Genomic DNA, 20,444 nt, shown 5'->3' on the forward strand with positions numbered 1-20,444 from the left:
ATTTAACTATTTAATTTTGCCGTCAGGAGATAATCATGGGTCAATATATCGCTCCATTGCGTGATATGCAGTTTGTGTTGCATGAATTACTGAATGTCGAATCCGAGCTCAAGCAATTGCCAGCACACGCGGAAGTCGATGCCGATATCATCAACCAGATTCTGGAAGAAGGCGGCAAATTCACCTCTGAAGTACTGTTCCCGCTGAACCATTCCGGTGACCGCGAAGGCTGCCACCACGATAAAGCAGCGCATACCGTCACCACACCAAAAGGCTTTAAAGAAGCCTACGAACAATACATCGCTGCAGGCTGGCCTGCTTTGTCCTGCGACCCGGAATACGGTGGTCAGGGCTTGCCGCTGGTCGTCAACAATTCTTTCTATGAAATGCTGAACTCGGCTAACCAGGCATGGACCATGTACCCAGGTCTGTCCCATGGCGCCTACGAGTGCATCCATGAGCACGGCACAGACGAACAAAAATCGCTGTACCTGCCTAAACTGATTTCCGGCGAATGGACAGGCACCATGTGTCTGACCGAGCCACACTGCGGTACCGATCTGGGCCTGCTGCGTTCTAAAGCAGAACCACAGGAAGATGGCACTTACAAAATCACTGGCGCTAAGATTTTTATCTCTGCCGGTGAACACGACATGTCACACAATATCGTCCATCTGGTACTGGCACGTCTGCCAGGCGCACCGGAAGGTTCGAAAGGTATTTCCCTGTTCATCGTGCCTAAGTTCCTGCCGAATGCAGATGGTTCTAACGGTGCACGTAACCCGATTTTCTGTGGCGCGATCGAAGAAAAAATGGGTATCCACGGTAACTCTACCTGCCAGATGAATCTGGATGGCGCAACTGGCTGGCTGATCGGCGGCCCGCACAAAGGTCTGAACGCGATGTTCGTGTTCATGAACGCAGCGCGTCTGGGCGTTGGTATGCAAGGTCTGGGTCTGACTGAAGTCGCGTATCAAAACGCGCTGGTGTATGCAAAAGACCGTATCCAGATGCGTAGCCTGTCCGGCCCGAAAGCACTGGACAAACCAGCTGATCCTATCATCGTGCACGCTGACGTACGCCGCATGCTGCTGACCGCTAAAGCCTATGCTGAAGGTGCGCGCGCATTCTGCTCTTACGTCGCACTGCAACTCGACAAAGAACTGAACCACCCAGACGAAGCAACCCGTAAAGATTGCGCTGACGAAGTCGCTCTGCTGACACCTATCGTCAAAGCCTTTATCACTGACAATGCATGGACGTCGACTTCTGAATGTCTGCAAGTGTACGGTGGCCACGGCTTTATCGCAGAATGGGGCATGGAGCAGTATGTCCGTGACGCACGTATTAACATGATTTACGAAGGCACCAATACCGTCCAGTCGCTCGATTTGCTGGGTCGTAAAATCCTGATGGATAACGGTGCAAAACTGCGTAAATTCGGCGCTAAAGTACAAGCCTTCGTTGAAGCCAACGGCACTAACGAAGCACTGGCTGAATTCGTGACACCACTGGCTGAGCTGGGCGATAAAGTCACTAAGCTGACCATGGAAATCGGTATGAAAGCCTTCCAGAATCCAGACGAAGTCGGTGCTGCTGCCGTGCCTTACCTGCGTGTAGTTGGTCATCTGGTATACAGCTATTTCTTTGCACAAATGGCGAAAATCGCTCTGGAAAAACAGGATTCCGGCGATACATTCTACAAAGCGAAACTGGCGACCGTACGTTTCTACTTCGCCCGTCTGTATCCTGAAACAGCGATGCTGATCCGTCAGGCACGTTCCGGTTCCGCTAACCTGTTGTCGCTCGAAGCAGATTTGTTCTGATGTTTTAATACCCGGGGTGTGCATTGCACGCTGCGGGTTGGTAGTGATGTGTGATGACACACCATGATCTTCCGGATTGGCAGGCTGCGCAGTGCGCGGCCTGTCGGTTCAGCCCGCTGTTGAGGGAAAAGATCATTCACAGATAATTTGCTTTTCGTTGTTTTACGAATTTCAACCGAGGTTAAAAATGACCAATTTCATCGTTAAAAAAGTCGCTGTTCTGGGCGCCGGCGTGATGGGTGCGCAGATTGCCGCTCACTGCGTCAATGCAAAAGTACCTGTAGTCCTGTTCGATCTGCCAGCAAAAGAAGGTCCAAAAAACGGCATCGTTCTGCGCGCGATAGAAAACCTGAAAAAACTCAATCCTGCTCCTTTGGGTAACAAAGATGATGCAGCATTAATCGAAGTCGCCAATTACGAAGACAACCTCGATGTACTGGCTGGCTGCGATCTGATTATTGAAGCCATCGCTGAGCGCATGGACTGGAAACATGACCTGTACAAAAAGGTTGCTCCACACATTGCGCCAAACGCAATCTTCGCATCGAATACTTCCGGTCTGTCCATTACTGCCTTGTCTGAAGGCTTCGAGGCAGAACTGAAAGCCCGTTTCTGCGGCGTACACTTCTTCAATCCACCACGCTATATGCACCTGGTGGAACTGATTCCTACCGTGTCTACCCGTGCTGAAATCATCGACCAGCTCGAAGGCTTCCTGACCACCACGCTGGGTAAAGGCGTGGTACGCGCTAAAGACACACCGAACTTCATCGCTAACCGCGTTGGTATTTTCGGTATGCTGGCCACCATCTATGAAGCAGAAAAATTTGGTCTGACCGTAGACGTAGTGGATGATCTGACCGGTAAAAAACTGGGCCGTGCTTCTTCCGGTACTTTCCGTACTGCCGACGTTGTTGGTCTGGACACCATGGGTCATGTAATCAAAACCATGCAGGACAACCTGGCGGATGATCCTTTCTTCGCTGTCTACAAAACGCCGGACGTGCTGGCTAAGCTGGTAGCGGCGGGCGCGCTGGGTTCCAAGACCGGTGCCGGTTTCTACAAAAAAGTCGGTAAAGACATCCAGCGTCTGGATTTCGCATCCGGCGAATATGTCGCGGGTGGTGCCAAGGCAGACGACGTAGTTGCGCGTATGCTCAAGGAAAAAGATCCGGTCAAGAAAATGAAGACTCTGCGTGAATCCAGCCACGTACAGGCACAGTTCCTGTGGGCGATTTTCCGCGATGCTTTCCACTACATCGCTGTGCATGGCGCGACGATCGCTGACAATGTACGCGATATCGACTTCGCAATGCGCTGGGGCTTTGGCTGGAACGTGGGTCCGTTTGAAACCTGGCAGGCATCTGGCTGGCAGGAAGTGGCAGGCTGGGTGAAAGAAGATATTGAAGCAGGTAAGGCACTGTGCAACACACCATTGCCAGCCTGGGTATTCGATGGCCGCACCGGCGTACACAGCGCCGAAGGTTCCTGGTCGCCAGTCAGCAGCAGCTATGTACCACGCTCTGCACTCAAGGTATATGACCGTCAGGTATTCCGTGCACCGGTACTGGGTGCAGGCGCAGAGAGCGGTGCCAATGCCGGCACGACTTTCTTCGAAGATGAATCGGTTCGTATCTGGCACCAGAACGATGACGTGCTGATCCTGTCCATGAAAACCAAGATGCACGTGATAGGCCCAGGCGTGATCGAAGGCATGGAAAAAGCCATCGCTGAAGCCGAGAAGAATTTTAAAGGTCTGGTGATCTGGAGTGCGGATGCAGCCGATGGCGGCGCGTTCTCTGCCGGTGCTGATCTGCAAGCGATGCTGCCGCTGTTCATGTCCGGTGGTATCAAGGCGATTGAGCCTGCGATCTCCCGTCTGCAAAATGCCCATCAGGCACTGAAATACGCGAACATCCCGGTCGTGGCTGCGGTGTCCGGTCTGGCACTGGGTGGCGGTTGCGAATTGATGATGCATGCTGCGAAGCGTGTGGCATCGATCGAATCCTACATCGGTCTGGTAGAAGTCGGCGTTGGTCTGGTTCCAGGCGGTGGTGGTCTGAAAGAAGCCGCAGTACGTGCTGCAGCGGATGCCAAAGGCACAGACTTGCTGCAATTCCTGAAAAACTACTTCACCAATGCAGCGACTGCAGCGGTCTCCAAATCTGCGCTGGAAGCGAAGAAAATGGGTTACCTGTCTGACAGCGACGTAATCGTGTTCAACCCATATGAATTGCTGCATGTAGCGAAGGTAGAAGCACGTGCGATGTTCGATGCGGGCTACCGTGCACCGATGAAAAAACTGGTGCCTGTGACTGGCCGTCATGGCATCGCGACTATCGGCGCACAGTTGATCAATATGCGTGACGGTGGCTTCATCTCTGCGCATGACTTCAAACTTGGCAAGATGATTGCAGAAGTAGTTTGCGGTGGCGATATCGACAATGGCAGTCTGGTCAGCGAACAATGGTTGCTCGATATGGAGCGTAAAGCGTTTATGGAATTGCTGAATCATCCGAAAACGCAAGAGCGCATCATGGGCATGATGCAAACCGGCAAACCAGTACGTAACTAATTAAAAGCTTAAAGACCAAAAACCCTTGGACACAGAGACACGGAGACACAGAGATAGCACAGAGAGCACCCTGTAGTGTTGACTTGCTCTGTTTTTCCTCTGTGTCTCTGTGCCTCTGTGGTGAGGGGTTTTTGAAGATTAAGCCTGAGCTGACCTTAACGAATTGAGGTAATCAAAAATGACTAAACAACTCCAAGACGCGTATATCGTCTCTGCTACCCGTACCCCTATCGGTAAATCCGGTCGCGGTATGTTCCGTAACACCCGTCCGGACGACCTGCTGGTGCGCGTACTGCAATCGGCTATGGCACAGGTACCGAATCTGGATCCTAAGCTGGTTGAAGACGCGATTGTTGGCTGCTCCTTCCCGGAAGGCGCACAGGGTCTGAATCTGGCACGTATGGGCGTATTGCTGGCTGGTTTGCCGAATACCATCGGTGGCGTCACCATCAACCGTTACTGCGCATCCGGTATCACTGCCGTGGCGATGGCAGCGGACCGCATCCGTGTTGGTCAGGCTGATGTGATGATCGCAGCTGGCGTGGAATCCATGTCTATGGTGCCTATGATGGGCAGCAATCCATCCATGAACATGGCGATCCTGAACGATGAAAACGTCGGCATGGCTTACGGCATGGGTCTGACAGCTGAAAAAGTCGCACAGCAATGGAAAATCTCGCGTGAAGCGCAGGATGCATTTGCGCTGCAATCTCACCAGCGCGCAATCGCTGCGCAGAATGCGGGTTACTTCGATGCAGAAACCACTTCCGTGGACATCATCGACCGTGTACCAAATCTGATCACTGGCGAAATCGAACTGAAAACCCGCACGGTGAGCCGTGATGAAGGCGCACGTCCAGACACCACCATCGAAGGCCTGGCACGTCTGAAGCCAGTATTCGCCGCCAAAGGTTCTGTCACTGCCGGTAACAGCTCCCAGACTTCCGATGGCGCAGGTGCTTTGCTGATCGTCAGCGAAAAAATCCTCAAGCAGTTCAACCTGACACCGCTGGCACGTTTCGCGTCTTTCGCAGTACGTGGCGTACCACCGGAAATCATGGGTATCGGTCCTAAAGAAGCGATCCCTGCTGCTTGCCGTGCTGCTGGTATCACTCAGGATCAGATCGACTGGTTTGAACTGAATGAAGCGTTTGCAGCACAATCGCTGGCCGTGGTGCAGGATCTGGGTCTGGACCCAGCCAAGGTCAACCCTATGGGCGGCGCGATCGCTCTGGGTCACCCACTCGGCGCAACCGGTGCCATCCGTTCCGCTACCACTATCCATGCGCTGCATCGTAACAACCTGAAATACGGTATGGTCACGATGTGCGTGGGTACCGGTATGGGCGCAGCAGGTATTTTCGAACGCTGCTGATAGTCCGCATTGGGTTCTGAAAAAAACCGCACAGAGCGATTTGTGCGGTTTTTTTTCAGACCGGAAGTCCGCGCAGCCGCTGGCTGCTGGCGCTACAATGCCAGGCATGCAAACACCTCACATTACAGAATTCAGAACATATAACGGGACACAACATGGATATTCAGACTCAGACCGAACAAGGCGTATTGACCATACAGTTCAATCGTCCGGAAAAAAAGAACGCGATCACCCAAAGCATGTACCAGACCATGGCCGATGCCTTGCGTGCAGCGGAAACCGATAGCGCAGTGCGCGCCATCCTGATCACCGGCCAGCCAGAGATTTTCACGGCAGGCAATGATCTGGAAGACTTCATGAAAAACGCCAGCAGCTTTGCCACCAGCACCGCAGTACCACCGGTGTATCAATTCATGCAGGCGCTGAATGAATCCAGCAAGCCAGTCATCGCAGCCGTGTCTGGTGCAGCAGTGGGTATCGGTACCACCTTGCTCATGCATTGTGACCTGATTTATCTGGCCGATAATGCCAAGCTGTCCATGCCTTTCACGCAACTGGGTCTGTGCCCGGAATTCGCATCCAGCATGGTGTTCCAGCAAATCGTCGGTTATCAGCGCGCAGCAGAAAAACTGATGCTGGGCGAGGCCTTCAGCGCACAGGAAGCGATGGAGATGGGCTTTGTGAACAAGGTATTGCCTTTGGCTGAATTACTGCCTTATGCGCAGCAGGTCGCCGCTAAACTGGTCGCGCTGCCAGCAGCCTCCATCCGCGTTACCAAGCGCCTGATGAAGGCGAACCAGCCAGCTGCGATTCAAGCCAAGATGGTTGAAGAGAACCAGCATTTTGCCGCGATGCTGGCGGCACCGGAAGCGCGTGAAGCCTTCATGGCATTCTTCCAAAAACGCAAACCGGATTTCAGTCAGTTCAATTAAGCTGACACCGGCCTGCAACGCAAGCTTGCGGTAGTCGCACCAACGAATATGTGCATAAGGCCAGCATCATGCTGGCCTTATGCACATTCTGAGTCGGGCTGTCGGATTTACAGTATGCCGGGCAGGAACTGGATGCCGGTACGTTTCACCAATTCTTCATAGCTGATAGGCTTGCCCGCTTTGGCATCGTCAGCGTTTTCCACCCAATACGCCCAGGCCCGTTTTTCGGCCGGGTCATACATCAGTTTGTATAAATACTTAGGCACCCAGACCTGGTTCCTGCCTATGGTTTGTGGCTGCTTGTCGAATACCGGGCCAGTCACGATGTAGACATCACCGGTGGCGCGCATCGCGTATTTGCGTGCGGCTTTTTCGATATTGGCCCAGGTCTTGCGATTATTTTCAGGTGCTTGCGGCACCATATTCGCCAGAGAAAAACTCTGTGCCATACCTTCATCGCTGGACATATCCCCGGCTGGCGCCATGTGGCCACGGTCAAAACCGGAGCCTTTGTAATCATCCAGTTCAGCCCGTTCTGCCCGTGGCAGACGTGCATCGGCGAAGAAACGATTGGTTCTTTCCTTGTCCTGTGCGTCCAGCACACTGCGCCGGTTCAGCTTCTCTGCGACATACAGCGGGGTGCGGCTTTTACCGGAATGCATGATGGCAAATGCTGAGAAACACAGCGGACGCGTCATCAGCGCTTGATCATTCGGAATCACAGGTACTGTTTCTTTGGCAAAAAACTGGCGGCAATCTGAAAACGGGGTGGTGGCACTGGCAACACTGGCAACACTGGCAATGCTGGCTGCAGCAGCCAGTACCAGTCCTAAAGCGAACTTCTTGAACATATCGGGACAATTCAGAGGATAAAAATGGTTAGCTGCATACACTTCCTTGCAGCAAACAGCAGGCAGGGCTTGATGCGGGACACCGGAATGGCGTCAATGAAAGATTCTACCGAGAAATTTATTGAAATTCAGCAATGTAAGAAGAGAAAGATTGAAATCTGTGAAAGATAATGTTAATTACATTGAATATTAATAATCTGTTTATGCTTAAGTTGCGCAGCACAGCCAAAAGAAATCCTTGTCGCAGCCGTAACAGATGAAATTGAAAGAGGATTTTTTTCGCGATGAAACGCAAAAATTTGCAATCTGCGCTGGCCAAGCCGCGCAATCCGCATGCGCTGGCGGCGCGCTTACGCAATGCCGGAGCCCATAGCGGGCCACATCCTTTGCGCGAGGACAGGCGTAAGCAAAAGCAGCAATTGCGCTCCGCACTGGCGAGGTCGCGCAATGGTCTGAGCGAGGATTAAGCATCAGCATGCGTGGAATGTCAGCGTCAATCCGGGCTAGCCTGAGCAAAACGCAGTAAAACGGAATAAAACGGAATAAAACTGAGCAAAATTGAACTGACTTTATGTCATATTTCTCATTGACATGTTATTTACATATAAAATGCTTATCATATGGCAATTGTTGACATAGTTTGCGTGCAGCTGGCGCAGGCAGCGATCAGGCAGCGATCAGGCAGACAACGGACGAATTCTGAAACCACATGCAAAACCAGCCTACAGTTACCAACAGCATTGAGAATGATGCTGCAGCCGCGGCAGAGTTGCCGCCGCAGCGCTATTACAAGCACTATCAGATCGAGGGGCAGCTGGGTGAAGGCGGCTTCGGTCATGTCTTTCAGGCCTGGGACCCTAAGCTGTGCCGCCATGTCGCGATCAAACAGCTGAAAATCGACAGTCAGGAATCCGGCCCCGCAACGACTAATTTGCTGAAAGAAGCGCGCCTGGCCGCTTCGCTCAATCATGCCGCCTTTGTGCAGATATTTGCGATTGAAGATGATGTCTCCCCGGCCGCCATTGTGATGGAGCTGGTACAGGGAAAAACCCTGAAGCAGCTCATGCAGCAAGGTCCGGTGTCTGCTTCACGTGCACTCGAATGGCTGGTGCAGGTGGCTGCGGCGATGCTGGTCGCGCATCAGGCTGGCCTGGTACACGGCGATCTCAAACCCTCGAACCTGATGGTGGAAGCCGCTGGCCGCGTACGCATTCTGGACTTTGGTCTGGCTTCGCAAGAAGATGCTCAGGCAACCGGCTCAGTCAGCTACGCAAACCCGCAAGGAACCATCGCCTACATGGCACCGGAACGTTTATTAGGACGCGCTGCCGATGCGCTGGCTGATGTGTATGCGCTCGGCGTGATGTTGTATGAAGCCGTGGCTGGCCACCGACCATTTCCGGAATTGCAGGGCCTGGCACTGGCTGCGGCACACATGCAATCCAATTCCGATAGCTGGAGCTTTCCACCGCAATTAGAACAGTCAGTCGTGCAACTGATCGTCAGCATGACCGCACGCCAGCCTGAACGCCGTCCCGCAGGCATGGCAGACGTGCTGCAGCGTATGCAGTATCTGCTGGAACATACCGATGCCAGCGGTGTGGTCGCCGCCAAGCCTGTTGCGGATGCAGTACCGGTCGCTGCACCCGCACAGCTGATTTCCGGACAAAGCCGCATACTGACTGCCTCCTGGCGGCGTTACGCCAGTATCTTCGCTGTCGTAGCGGTACTGGGCTTAGGTGCATGGAAGGCCTATCCCTATCTGGAGGATAGGCTCAGCCTGCTCAAACCCTATTCAGAGACTCTGAACATGCAGCAAGGCATACAGGCTGTACAGTTATTTGACCGCCCGGGTAGCCTGGATAAAGCTGCCAAGAATTTTGAAACCATACTCAGACACAACCCCGAAAACGCAGCCGCAGTGGCCGGCATGTCGCTGGTGTACAGTTTTCGCTATTCTGGTGATGAGAAAGATGAGCTGTGGTTAAGTAAGGCCGACGCAAGTGCGCAGCATGCGTTGAAACTGAATGCACAGCTAGCTATCGCCCATGCGGCCAATGGTCTTCTGCAATTGAATAAGTGGCGCATAAATGAAGCACTCGAAATTTTCGATAAAGCCTTGGCCTTAGATGCAAAGAATTGCTTTGCCTGGTATGGGAAGTTTGACACCTTAATATTGTTGGGGCGTCTCAATGAGGCGCGTGATTTAGCACTCGAAGCACGCAAGCGCTTTCCAAATGACCGCTTATTTGCTGATAGTCTGGGCACTGCGTATTACACGGCTGGCGACCTGGCATCCGCTGAACAAGCATTCCGCGACAGCATACGCTTGCAACCGGATGCGGTAAATGCCTATGCCAATCTGAGCGCGACGCTGAGCGACCAGGGACGCACGGAAGACGCACTGCACATCCTGCAGCAAGGCTTGCAGATACGCTCCAGCGGCAGGTTGAATACGGCGTTAGGCGTGGCTTTATTTCAAAAGGCGGATTATCTGGGGGCTGCCAGTGCGTTTGAGCAGGCCGTAGCACCTGACAAGGGAAATCCTGCCAATTATGTGTACTGGGCTAATCTGGCTGACACCTTGTTATGGATACCTGGCCGTCAACCAGAAGCGCGCAACGCCTATCTGAAAGCCAAGGAATTATTGATACCGCAATTGCAGCGTGCGCCTGACGATGTGGTGCTGGTGTACCGTATGGGCTTATATGCGGCAAGGCTGGGTGAAAAAGAAGACGCGGTACGCCATATCCGGCGGGCACTGGAACTGGCACCTAATAGTGCGAAAGTACATTTTCGGGTTGGTATGGCATATGAATTGCTTGGTGACAGGCAGCTGGCTTTGGCAGAAATTGCAAAAGCCGTGCAACTTGGCTTTCCGGTCAAGTCGATAGAAGCGGAACCGGATTTGATGGCCTTGCGCCGAGATCCGGCTTATCTGAAGTAGAACTTAATATTGCGGAGTCTGAATGGCAAAGAACTATGTGTTTACAGTGGATTTACGATATGGCGGCACCACCCCGTCCTTTCTGATCTTCTTAGATGGCAAGGACATCCTGCCTTTGAATACTATGCCTGTGCTGGAGAAAGATGACACCATCACTTTCTCATTTAAAGGACGTGAAGTCTTGGATGGCGCGATGTACTGGCGCCCGCTGGCAAATGATTTGCCACTGAATCCATTTGCAGGGCAAGAGGGGTTTAAATTTCCGGTCAAAGAAGGCGATGTATTTACCATCGATAAAAAGTCCGGCAACTGGAGCTTTGTGATCACTGGTACTTATCAGGCAACCCTGACCTTTGGCCATGAAGCGATCAGCATTCCTTTCCTGATCGATCCTGAGGCTGACGTAGGTACGGGTGTAGGCCCGCGTTAATACTGATTTGCAATGTAGGTAAAAAACCGGCTGCGATGCCGGTTTTTTACGTTGTAGGTACGAAGAGTTAGGGATGCTAGACCTGAAGCGCGTTATCTGTCGAGTGCGTAGATAGTGATAATCCTAGGGTGAGAGTGCCAACAACTTAAAAAACAAAATAGGGAAATGCAGTTATTTCTTGCTTCAAGACCTTGACCTTCTTATGCCTAGCTTGGTATTGTTGAAAAGCTGCCAACTGCAGTGTAAGTATCTTCCAACTTTGAAGGAGAATGCTGTGAGAGAACTGAATACAGTGGAAGTAGAAGAAGTAAGTGGTGGTCTTGTCGGCACGCCGCAAGCGATCCCGGCTGTGGGTGAAGTCGTGATTTGCCTGCTTCCTGAAGCGGATGTGGGAACTGGTGGTGGAGGTCCTGGCTAAGTAAATTGGGAGCTGTGACTTGAGCAAAATTTAGCCGGGTTCACAACGATGAAGAGCTGGCCGCTAAGCCAGCTCTTTTTGTTTGCGCAGTTGCTGTCCTGATCAATGTCCGCACAATCTAAGTGGCTTTATCAGCTTAGGGTGGCAGTCATGATAATCGGTTAGGCTGGGCGTCAAGCAATTCAAAATAGACATTTGGTAATTTGTTGACTTAATGCAATATTGCACTTGACTATCTTGTTGTTGACTTGGTATTGTTGAGAAACTGCTAACTGCAGTGTACGCATATTTCTAACTTTGAAGGAGATCGCTGTGAGAGAACTGAATACAGTGGAAGTAGAAGAAGTAAGTGGTGGTCTGGGCGGAGCGCCGCAAACGATCCCGGCTGTGGGTGAAGTCGTCATCTGCCTGCTTCCTGAAGCGGATGTGGGTACTGGTGCAGGTCCAACTTAATACTAATTGTGCTGTATGAAAAAAAAACCGGCTGAGGCCGGTTTTTTTGTTTTCATCCTTACTGCGACGAGCAAGGCGATCAGGCCAGCAGCAGCTTATCCGCTGAGTGCGCTAATCGCGATGATGCGTGCGTAACGGCGCAGGCTTTCGGCTGGGGTTTTGAGTTTGTGGGCGGCTTGCTCGATCACGCCCTGGGTCGCATCCAGTACGGCGCGTAATTCTGCGACCGGTATCTGTTCTGCTTTACGTATCTGGCTATGCTGCTCCAGTAGTTTATACATGGAGGGCCGCGAAATACCCAGCTCTTGCGCCGCGCCCTGGATATACCAGTCATGCCGTATCATCGCCTGCAGTACATCGTCTTCACTCAGGTCGGTCAGTTTCTTGCGCGCTGACTGGGTAACTTCCACGGTTTTCCCTACCGTGCCCGTCACAGGATGGATGGCTTGGGCGGGCTGAGCGGCTGGCGCGATGCTGCTGCGTTCTTTGCTGATGCCGACCAGCTGGTGGAAGTCTGCAGGCTGCCCTGCCTGCAGTGCAAGCAGTATGCGGCGCAGCACATGACTGAGCTGGCGGATATTGCCTGGCCAGTCGTAAATCAATAAGTCGCTGATCAGTGAAGTGGGTAAGGCCACCGGATACTCGAGTTTATTTTGCTTCAGCAGATACAGGATCAGTACGCCTATGTCTTCGCGGCGCTCACGCAGTGGCGGCAAATGAATCACAAAACTTTCCAGGCGGCGTAACAAGGCCTGATTGAAATTCTCACCGTATAAATCCTGATCGGTTGCTGCGATCAGGCGTGCATTGGCATGCAAATCCTGGGTCGCGCCGAGTGGCCGGTAATCGCCGGTTTCCAATACCCGCAGCAGCATGGGTTGTATGCTGGCCGGGGTATTGCCGATTTCATCTAAAAACAGGGTGGCGTTTTCCGCTTCCGCAAATAAGCCCTTACGTGCCTGTTGTGCGCCGGTGTAAGCGCCACGGGCTGCGCCAAACAAATCGGCGGCGGCCAGTGATTCATTCAAGGCCGCCATATTGACGGTCACCATCTGGCTGTGACGCCGTTGGCTGTGTTGGTGTATTCCACGTGCTGCAATTTCTTTACCGGTGCCGGTCTCACCCAGCAGCAGCACCGGAAAATCGGTATTAGCCACCTGACGGATCTGATCGCGCAGCAGTATCGCGCTGCTGCCGACGCCGATCACGCCTTCCATCTCATTGGTTTTGGGCAGGCATTGCATCCAGTGCAGGCAAATCAGCACGGCGCGCCCGAGTCCGAGTATCAGGCCTTTGTTCAGTTGTTCCTGCGTGATGTGAACCGCGGCATGGATAGGTACGCCGTTGATCTCGACCACCATACGGCTGGCGGGTGGCGTAATCAGCACGCCCTGATCGCCATTGCGCTGTATGCGCAGCGCCTCGCGCGAAATGCCGCCATGACCGAGAGGCAGCGCTTCTTTACCCGCCAGCCGGAAGGCGGGACTGAAGCGGCTCAGCTCCAGTTCGGCCTGGGGATCAGCAACGATAAACTGCTCGCCGACGCGATTGCTGTCCGGATGCCAGGCGATGGTCAGGCCCAGCATGGGACTGCTATTGCCTGCGACCAGCAGAGAAGGAGAGGTCATGGTGTGATCGCTGAAACTCATGGAGACCTTTTCTTGAAATACATGTAAAGCAGTGAATGTAAATTTCATTGCCTGCCATGTCAATTTACATATAAAAATAGCTAGCCCGGATTCGTGTTTGCGACTGCATTCAGCGATGCATTCAGACGCAAATGCAGACCTCGATGCAGATGCCCATGCAGCAGACCGGGTATCGCACCGAGAGCTGGCATCAGTTTTGCTGTCTGGTCTGACAGTTTGAACGCAGCTTGAACTTAGCTTGAGAGTTGCCGGGAAGCACATGCAATTTGCATGCCCTTATTTTGACCGTATTTTGACCGAACACTCAGGAGAAAAACATGCAGGTACATCTGTTAACTGGAACAGTCATTCTGATTCTGGCGATCAGCGTCTTGTATTTGCACAGAAAACTGCAATTAACACGTCAAATGGCACTGCGCCTGATATTGGACGATGTGTATTATGCAGACGTGCATCAGGAATTGCTGAGTCAGTTTGAAGCATTGGATACGATAGAAGATAAGGTCATGGAGACGCAGGACTGTCTGGCGGTGCTCAGGAAAAAAGAGCCTTACGCCAATGAATTTGCCTGGAATTCAGCGCTGAAGACCTTCCGCGCATCCTGATTTTGCTGCAAATAAAAACGCCGCAACGCTTGAGCGTATGCGGCGTTTATATTGACGCGATCATTGCGCGATCATTGCGCGATCATTGCGCGATTTTTTTGCTGCCTTATTTTCCGCTGGCTTTGGCCTGCGCGCGTAATTGCATCAGACTCGCGCCTGGCGTAATCAGATTGCCGTCATATCGCAACTCGATCAGCGCAGGCAACTGGTGGTCGCGTGTATGCTGCAGCGCGCGTTCCAGTGCCGGGCCGAATTCTGCCGTCGTCAATACGGTTTCACCACTCGCACCATAGGCACGCGCCAACGCGGCAAAATCAGGATTATGTAATTCCGTGCCGGACACGCGTTCCGGGAATTCCCTTTCCTGATGCATGCGTATGGTGCCGTACATGCCATTGTTAAACACGATGATGACGATACCGGCGCGGTATTGAACGGCAGTGGCCAGCTCCTGACCATTCATCATGTATTCCCCATCACCCGCAAATGTGATCACGCAGCGCTCAGGTGCAGTGAGCTTGGCGGCCACGCCGGATGGCACGCTGTAACCCATCGCGCCTGAAGTCGGTGCCAGCTGGGTGCGCATTCCGGCATAACGGAAATAGCGATGGGCCCAGGTCGCGTAATTGCCTGCGCCATTGGTGATGATGCTGTCAGCCGGAGCCAGGCGCATGATGTCCTGCACCACTTGCCACAGATTGAGCGGCGCATTTTCTTTGGCAAAAATGGCGGGTTCCTGCTGCCAGGCGTGCAGTTCTGCTTTGGCTTCAGCCACGCTGTGCTGCCAGCGGGCGGCGCTTTCTAACTTGCCCTGCTTGCTGAGTTCCGACAGCGCATGGGCGAATTCCTTCATGCCGCTATTGATCATCAGCGGTGCCTGATACACGCGCCCCAGTTCCAGCGCATCGCTGTGCACATGTACCAGGGTTTGTTTGGGTATCGGGGCTTCGAGCAGGGTATAACCACCGGTCGTCATTTCACCCAGACGCGGGCCGATTGCGATCACCAGATCGGCTTGCTGTATGCGTTTTGCCAGTTGTGGGTTGATGCCGATGCCGACATCGCCGATGTAGTTAGGATGCGCATTGTCCAGCAAGTCCTGGAAGCGGAAAGCGCAGGCGACCGGCAAATGATTCAATTCCGCGAATTCCCGCAGTTGCGTGCAGGCGGTCTGATCCCAGCCACTGCCGCCCAGAATCAGCACGGGACGTTCAGCCGCCTCCAGCATGCTGCGTAACTGGCTCAGTTGTGCTGGCGAAGGGTAGGCCTGTACCGGTGTGTAATGCAGGGTATCGGCCACTTCCACGGTCTGGGCCAGCATGTCTTCCGGCAGTGCCAGCACCACCGGGCCGGGACGGCCGCTGGTGGCGACCTGGAAGGCGCGCGCAATGTATTCGGGTACGCGGTCGGCGCGGTCTATCTGCGCCACCCATTTCGCCATCGGGCCAAACATGCGGCGGTAATCGATTTCCTGGAAGGCTTCGCGCTCCACAAAATCATTGCCGACCTGACCGATGAACAGGATCATCGGTGTCGAATCCTGATACGCGGTATGCACGCCTATCGAGGCATTGGTGGCACCCGGCCCACGCGTGACGAAGCAGATGCCGGGCTTGCCTGTCATCTTGCCATACGCATCGGCCATAAATGCCGCACCGCCTTCCTGGCGGTTGATGATGAAGCGTATCGCGCTGTCATGCAGCGCATCCAGCACCGGCAGGTAACTCTCGCCGGGCACACCAAAAATTGTCTCAACTCCGTGTACGCGCAATGCGTCCACCACCAACTGACCACCAGAGCGTAATGTCTTCATTCTATTTTTTATCGTTGTTGGTCTTACCTGAACTGCCGCAGCAAGTTTGGGTAAGCCTGTGTTTTGTCAAAGGAAACCGTACGCTACCAGAAACTGCGCCATATTTGGAATGGAATCCATAGCCCTGATGCAGACTGGCTGACAGGCCATTTTGGCTTGGAAAGCCGCATGGAATATAGGTCTTCTATTTGAAAATCAGTGTTTTCCGATCTGTGCGGGCGTAGGGAAATCACAACAGCGGCAGCTGACTGCTCTTAGCCGGGATGGTGGCGCTATTCAGGCGCGGTGCGGATAATCAGGGCGGGATGGCCTGCTTTCGGTTACAATAGCGCCCGAAGCAGGCCAGACAATCGCTGGTTGCCATAGCAATGTGGTGACGGGAGGAAGGTCCGGACTCCACAGAGCAGGGTGACGGCTAACGGCCGTACGTTGAAAGTCGCAGGCTTAGCTTGCGATATAAGGCGAGGAATAGGGCCACAGAGACGAGCGTATTTAGTTACGGTGAAACGCGGTAACCTCCACCCGGAGCAATTTCAAATAGGCACGCGTTGATGTGGCTCGCGGAGCGTGCGGGTAGAAAGCTTGAGCGGCGGAGCAATCCGTCGCCTAGAGGAATGATTGTCATAGTCGCTCATAGCAATATGAAAGACCGTAACAGAATCCGGCCTACCGGCCTGCTTTACTTCTAATTCACTTCTTGTCACCGTGCGCCTCAGCCTAGGGCTGACAGGCCGCAGCACATGGGCAAATCAGCCCGACCCACATCGTTTCCGGTTTATTCACACCTGCTCACGCTCAGGATGAGATAAATCGATGTTTCATGCCAAAGTTTCAGGCAAAATCAAAAACACTGGTGTTACACTTAGCCGTTTTCTCGCTGGCGCCGCCGCCATATGTAGCAGTATGCAGCGCGGCAGGTGGTACACCAGGTCTGCCGTGTCTGATGACAAGCTTCGGCGTGTAAAGTTACCCATTACAACATAGGACTTACGCAAAATTGTCCCGGCAAGGCATGGCGACGCAGGCAGTACGCATAGTACGGCAAGGAGCCATAACGCCGCTGGGGCGGTTTTGCGTAAGTCCTACAACATATAAAAACGAAACGCATGGAGACAACAGGGATTAAAAAAGTGCGCGATGTGCCCTTGATGGCCTTCGTCATCTGCATCGCGTTAGTGTTGTTCGTCATCATTGCGCAAAGCTGGTGGTCGGTGCGGGAAGACCGTAGCCTGACTTTGGCCGATGCGCAGCAGAACAGTTATTTCACGGTGCGCATTCTGGAAGAGCATGCGGGCCGCGCCCTGAGTGAAGCTCTGCGTGAAATGGAAGCCGTCGGTGCTGAAATCCGTCAAAACCCCGGTAGTGCTGAGCAGGAAGCGCACTTGCAAAAAATCCTGCGCACCCAACATCAGGAAACCCAGTTTATCTATGCGATCTCGGTCTATAACGCCGCAGGTCTGCGCGAAGTAGCCAGCCGCCCGGCCGAGCAGGTGGCAACAGAAAAAAATCCCCAGAGCCATAGCCAGATCCATATCGCGACCTTATTAAAAAATCCTAAAGACCGGGGCCTGGCGATCGGTTCTGCTTTGAGGCTGGATGAGTCTGATCTGTGGATTTTGCCGGTGGCTCGCAATGTCTACAGTGAGGATGGTCGGCTGCTGGCGATACTTGAGGTGGCTATTCGTCTGGCCTATTTTCAGGATTTCTATGAACTGGTCGCGCGCGGCAGCGCTGCGGCAATTTCTCTGCACGACAGCAGCGGCAATGTGCTGGCCCGTGCGCCTTTCGATAAAGCTTATCTGGATACGCCACTCACACAAAGCAATGTGATGAAGGCGATTACCGATGCCAGTACCGAAGGCTCATTGCAGAGCGGCCCGCTGATGGGGGGCGCCGGGGAATATCTGTACACCTATCGCAAGATCACTGGTGTGCCACTGACGCTGGTGTATGCACGAAATATCGACGATATCCTGGCCGACTGGAATGGCCGGGTACGTCAAAGGACAATGTTTACCGCAACCACCGTGATCTTCATCCTGGTACTGGCGATCTTGTTGCTGATACAGCTCAGGCGCTTGCAGGAATCCAAGGCCAGGTTTGATGCGAGTGAGAGCCGTTACCGCCTGCTGTTTTCCGGCGCACAGGATGCCATCTTACTCATCAGCCGCGATTATTTGTATGTCGATTGCAATCCGGCTGCGGTCGCACTGTTGGGCCTGAATAATGAATCGCAGATTATCGGTAAGCCGGTCGGTTGTTTTTCTCAGACTGCACAGTCGGTTGCCGGTTTTGCGCAAACAGATCGCGATGAGCTGGTCCGATTGCTGGTAGACCGTGCATTTGCCGGTGTGCCGCAGCGTTTTGAATGGGTCATGATCCGTAATGGTCAGCCTTATTACAATGAAGTCAGCTTAAGCCGGGTCGAGCTGAATGGCGAGATGCTGGTGTTTTGTGTGGAACGTGATATCAACTCACGCAAGAGCACAGAGCGCCTGCTGGAAGGTCAGAATCGGCTGTTGCAGCTGATAGGCGGGAATGAAGATCCTATCTACATATTGAATGCGGTCTGTGACTTTGTGCAAGAGATGCGCCCGCAGTGGATAGCTGGCATACAGCTGCTGTCGGACGATCAGCGCACCTTTGTACAGGGCGTGGGCAAGCGTTTTCCGGAAGTGCTGCTGGATCAGCTGTCAGGCTTGCCGGTCACGCATGGGAATGGTATCTGGAGCGAGGCCGTGCTGGTGGCCTGTCCGGTTCAGAGTGATGATTTGCTGAGTGCGCCCAGCATGCAGTTTGTGAATCAACTGGAGTCCATCAGTCATTTGTGTTCGGCGAGTGCCTGGCCGCTGATGGATAAACACGGTCAGGTGCTGGGGGCGTTTAGTTTGCTGTTTCCGGCTAAGCCTGTGCTGAACGATGAAGACATGGGCCTGATTGGCATCATGATAGAAATCGCCAGTATTGCGATAGAAGGTCGCCGTTCCGAGAAAAAAATCCTGCAGCTCGCGCATTACGATGAACTGACCGGCTTGCCCAACCGCTTTCTGTATAACCAGCATCTGGCCAAGGCGCTGGCGCTGGCTGAACGTAACCGCAGCCGTCTGGCGGTCTTGTTTCTGGATCTGGATCGCTTTAAAAATATTAACGATACCTTTGGTCATGATGAGGGCGATAAGGTATTGCGCAGCGTGGCACAGCGTTTCCGTCACACCTTGCGGGAATCGGACATCGTGGCGCGCATTGGTGGCGATGAGTTTATTCTGCTGATCGATCAATTCCACGAGCCGCGCGATCTGGGCGATATCGCCGACAAATTGCTGTATGAGGCCTCGCAGCCCTTTGAAATCGACGGACAGGAATGCCAGCTCAGCGCCAGTATTGGTATTGCGACTTTCCCGACCGATGGTAAAGATGCGCAGACGCTGCTGAAAAATGCGGATATCGCGATGTATCGCGCCAAGAACAAGGGAAAAGATAATTACCAGTTCTATGCCTCGGAAATGAATACCCACACGGTCGAGCGGCTGGCCTTTGAGGCACGCTTGCGTAAGGCGCTGGAGCGACGTGAATTCGTGGTGTATTACCAGCCTAAGATCGCGGTCGACACCGGCATGATCGTTGGCGCAGAAGCGCTGGTGCGCTGGAATCATCCTGAGCGCGGCATCCTCTATCCGAATGATTTCATCATGCTGGCAGAAGAGGCTGGTCTGATTCCACGTCTGGGTATGCTGGTGCTGGATATCGCCTGCCGCGATGTACTCAATTTCAGGCAAACCGACCCGCAGTTCGGACGCGTTGCGATTAACTTGTCCGGCTCACAGTTCAATGATATCGGCTTGCTGGAAGAGGTCAAAAGTGTGGTCGATTTCTGGCGCGTGCCTGCGAATGCGCTGGAATTTGAAATCACCGAAAGCATGGTGATGCATAACCGGGAACAGGCGATCAAACTGATGGATGGCTTTAAAGATGCCGGTTTCAGTTTGTCTATTGATGACTTCGGTACCGGTTATTCATCGCTCGCTTATCTCAAGCGCTTCCCGGTCGACAGCGTGAAGGTGGACCGTTCCTTCATCAAAGATATTCCCGATGATCCGAATGACACCGCGATCGTACTGGCCATCGTCGCGATGGCACATACGCTGGGCCTGAAGGTCATTGCAGAAGGGGTGGATGCGCGCATGCAGCTTGATACCCTGCTCAACTTTGCCTGTGATGAATATCAGGGCTTTTACTTCAGCAAAGCGATCACCGCCAAAGACTTCCAGACCCTGCTGCAAAGGCAGGTCAGCAGCGGTCAGCCTATCGCAATCGATAGCATTTGATGCAGAACCGGCCGCCAGCGCCGCGGTGACGGCTTTTCCCGCCTGTAAAAAGCGGGAAGCCGTCGCTAAGATCGCTTAAATTCTTCCAAATTGTAAAAATTCAATGCCGGAAAATTCCGGCATTTTGTGTTTATTTCTGAGGTCTCACTTGCACAAAGCTGTGTAAGTCTTTCATTTATCTAAGAATTTTATTTTGGAAACATTTTGCATTGCGAGCTAAGTCATTGACTTCATTAAAGAAATTG

Annotated in this window: 14 protein-coding genes and 1 other RNA gene; 12 read left to right on the forward strand and 3 right to left on the reverse strand. The window is 53.2% G+C overall.

What is annotated here, in order from left to right:
* Window positions 1-35 precede the first annotated feature (35 nt).
* The 4 genes from EYB48_RS12670 to EYB48_RS12685 all read left to right on the forward strand — a co-directional run bounded on the left by EYB48_RS12670 (window position 36) and on the right by EYB48_RS12685 (window position 6,708).
* The gene (locus tag EYB48_RS12670; protein WP_162020723.1) at window positions 36-1,826 is read left to right on the forward strand and encodes an acyl-CoA dehydrogenase C-terminal domain-containing protein; all 1,791 of its coding nucleotides are present in this window, start codon (window positions 36-38) and stop codon (window positions 1,824-1,826) included.
* A 187-nt stretch (window positions 1,827-2,013) separates the two neighbouring features.
* Entirely contained in the window at window positions 2,014-4,401 is a 2,388-nt protein-coding gene (locus tag EYB48_RS12675) for a 3-hydroxyacyl-CoA dehydrogenase/enoyl-CoA hydratase family protein (RefSeq protein ID WP_162020724.1), read from the forward strand.
* 178 nt (window positions 4,402-4,579) lie between these two features.
* A complete protein-coding gene (locus tag EYB48_RS12680; protein ID WP_162020725.1) occupies window positions 4,580-5,776 on the forward strand; it encodes an acetyl-CoA C-acyltransferase in 1,197 nt (398 codons plus the stop codon).
* 155 nt (window positions 5,777-5,931) lie between these two features.
* Window positions 5,932-6,708: an enoyl-CoA hydratase gene (locus EYB48_RS12685; protein ID WP_162020726.1), complete on the forward strand. Its 777-nt coding sequence runs from the start codon at window positions 5,932-5,934 to the stop codon at window positions 6,706-6,708.
* A 107-nt stretch (window positions 6,709-6,815) separates the two neighbouring features.
* On the opposite strand, the gene EYB48_RS12690 is transcribed toward EYB48_RS12685, so the two are convergent.
* Window positions 6,816-7,559 carry a DNA/RNA non-specific endonuclease gene (locus EYB48_RS12690; RefSeq protein WP_162020727.1) on the reverse strand — a complete coding sequence of 248 codons (744 nt, stop codon included), beginning with the start codon at window positions 7,557-7,559 and terminating at the stop codon, window positions 6,816-6,818.
* A 284-nt stretch (window positions 7,560-7,843) separates the two neighbouring features.
* Between EYB48_RS12690 and EYB48_RS12695 the strand changes: the two genes are divergently transcribed.
* From EYB48_RS12695 to EYB48_RS12715, 5 genes are all read left to right on the forward strand, one after another.
* Entirely contained in the window at window positions 7,844-8,026 is a 183-nt protein-coding gene (locus EYB48_RS12695; protein ID WP_162020728.1) for a hypothetical protein, read from the forward strand.
* Between the two features lie 242 nt (window positions 8,027-8,268).
* Window positions 8,269-10,506: a serine/threonine-protein kinase gene (locus EYB48_RS12700; protein ID WP_162020729.1), complete on the forward strand. Its 2,238-nt coding sequence runs from the start codon at window positions 8,269-8,271 to the stop codon at window positions 10,504-10,506.
* A 22-nt stretch (window positions 10,507-10,528) separates the two neighbouring features.
* The gene (locus EYB48_RS12705) at window positions 10,529-10,936 is read left to right on the forward strand and encodes a hypothetical protein (RefSeq protein WP_162020730.1); all 408 of its coding nucleotides are present in this window, start codon (window positions 10,529-10,531) and stop codon (window positions 10,934-10,936) included.
* A gap of 274 nt (window positions 10,937-11,210) precedes the next feature.
* Window positions 11,211-11,354, forward strand: a complete 144-nt coding sequence (locus tag EYB48_RS12710) for a hypothetical protein (RefSeq protein WP_162020731.1) — start codon at window positions 11,211-11,213, stop codon at window positions 11,352-11,354.
* A 312-nt stretch (window positions 11,355-11,666) separates the two neighbouring features.
* Window positions 11,667-11,807, forward strand: coding sequence for a hypothetical protein (locus EYB48_RS12715; RefSeq protein WP_162020732.1), 141 nt, complete (start codon window positions 11,667-11,669; stop codon window positions 11,805-11,807).
* A 95-nt stretch (window positions 11,808-11,902) separates the two neighbouring features.
* Here the strand turns inward: EYB48_RS12715 and EYB48_RS12720 are convergent, their stop codons facing one another.
* Window positions 11,903-13,456 carry a sigma 54-interacting transcriptional regulator gene (locus tag EYB48_RS12720; protein ID WP_162020733.1) on the reverse strand — a complete coding sequence of 518 codons (1,554 nt, stop codon included), beginning with the start codon at window positions 13,454-13,456 and terminating at the stop codon, window positions 11,903-11,905.
* A 317-nt stretch (window positions 13,457-13,773) separates the two neighbouring features.
* On the opposite strand from EYB48_RS12720, the gene EYB48_RS12725 reads away from it, so the two are divergent.
* A complete protein-coding gene (locus tag EYB48_RS12725; protein ID WP_162020734.1) occupies window positions 13,774-14,061 on the forward strand; it encodes a hypothetical protein in 288 nt (95 codons plus the stop codon).
* A 106-nt stretch (window positions 14,062-14,167) separates the two neighbouring features.
* Here the strand turns inward: EYB48_RS12725 and EYB48_RS12730 are convergent, their stop codons facing one another.
* Window positions 14,168-15,874, reverse strand: a complete 1,707-nt coding sequence (locus EYB48_RS12730) for a thiamine pyrophosphate-binding protein (protein WP_162020735.1) — start codon at window positions 15,872-15,874, stop codon at window positions 14,168-14,170.
* A gap of 334 nt (window positions 15,875-16,208) precedes the next feature.
* On the opposite strand from EYB48_RS12730, the gene rnpB reads away from it, so the two are divergent.
* Window positions 16,209-16,559, forward strand: an RNA gene (rnpB, locus tag EYB48_RS12735) — RNase P RNA component class A.
* Window positions 16,560-16,980: 421 nt separating this feature from the next.
* Window positions 16,981-20,199 (forward strand): EAL domain-containing protein, encoded by a 3,219-nt coding sequence (locus EYB48_RS12740; RefSeq protein ID WP_162020736.1) that lies wholly within the window; start codon window positions 16,981-16,983, stop codon window positions 20,197-20,199.
* Window positions 20,200-20,444: the final 245 nt, after the last annotated feature.

It is taken from the genome of Cognatundibacterium crateris (assembly GCF_010078235.1).
GTDB classification, from domain to species: Bacteria; Pseudomonadota; Gammaproteobacteria; order Burkholderiales; family Burkholderiaceae_D; genus Undibacterium; species Undibacterium crateris.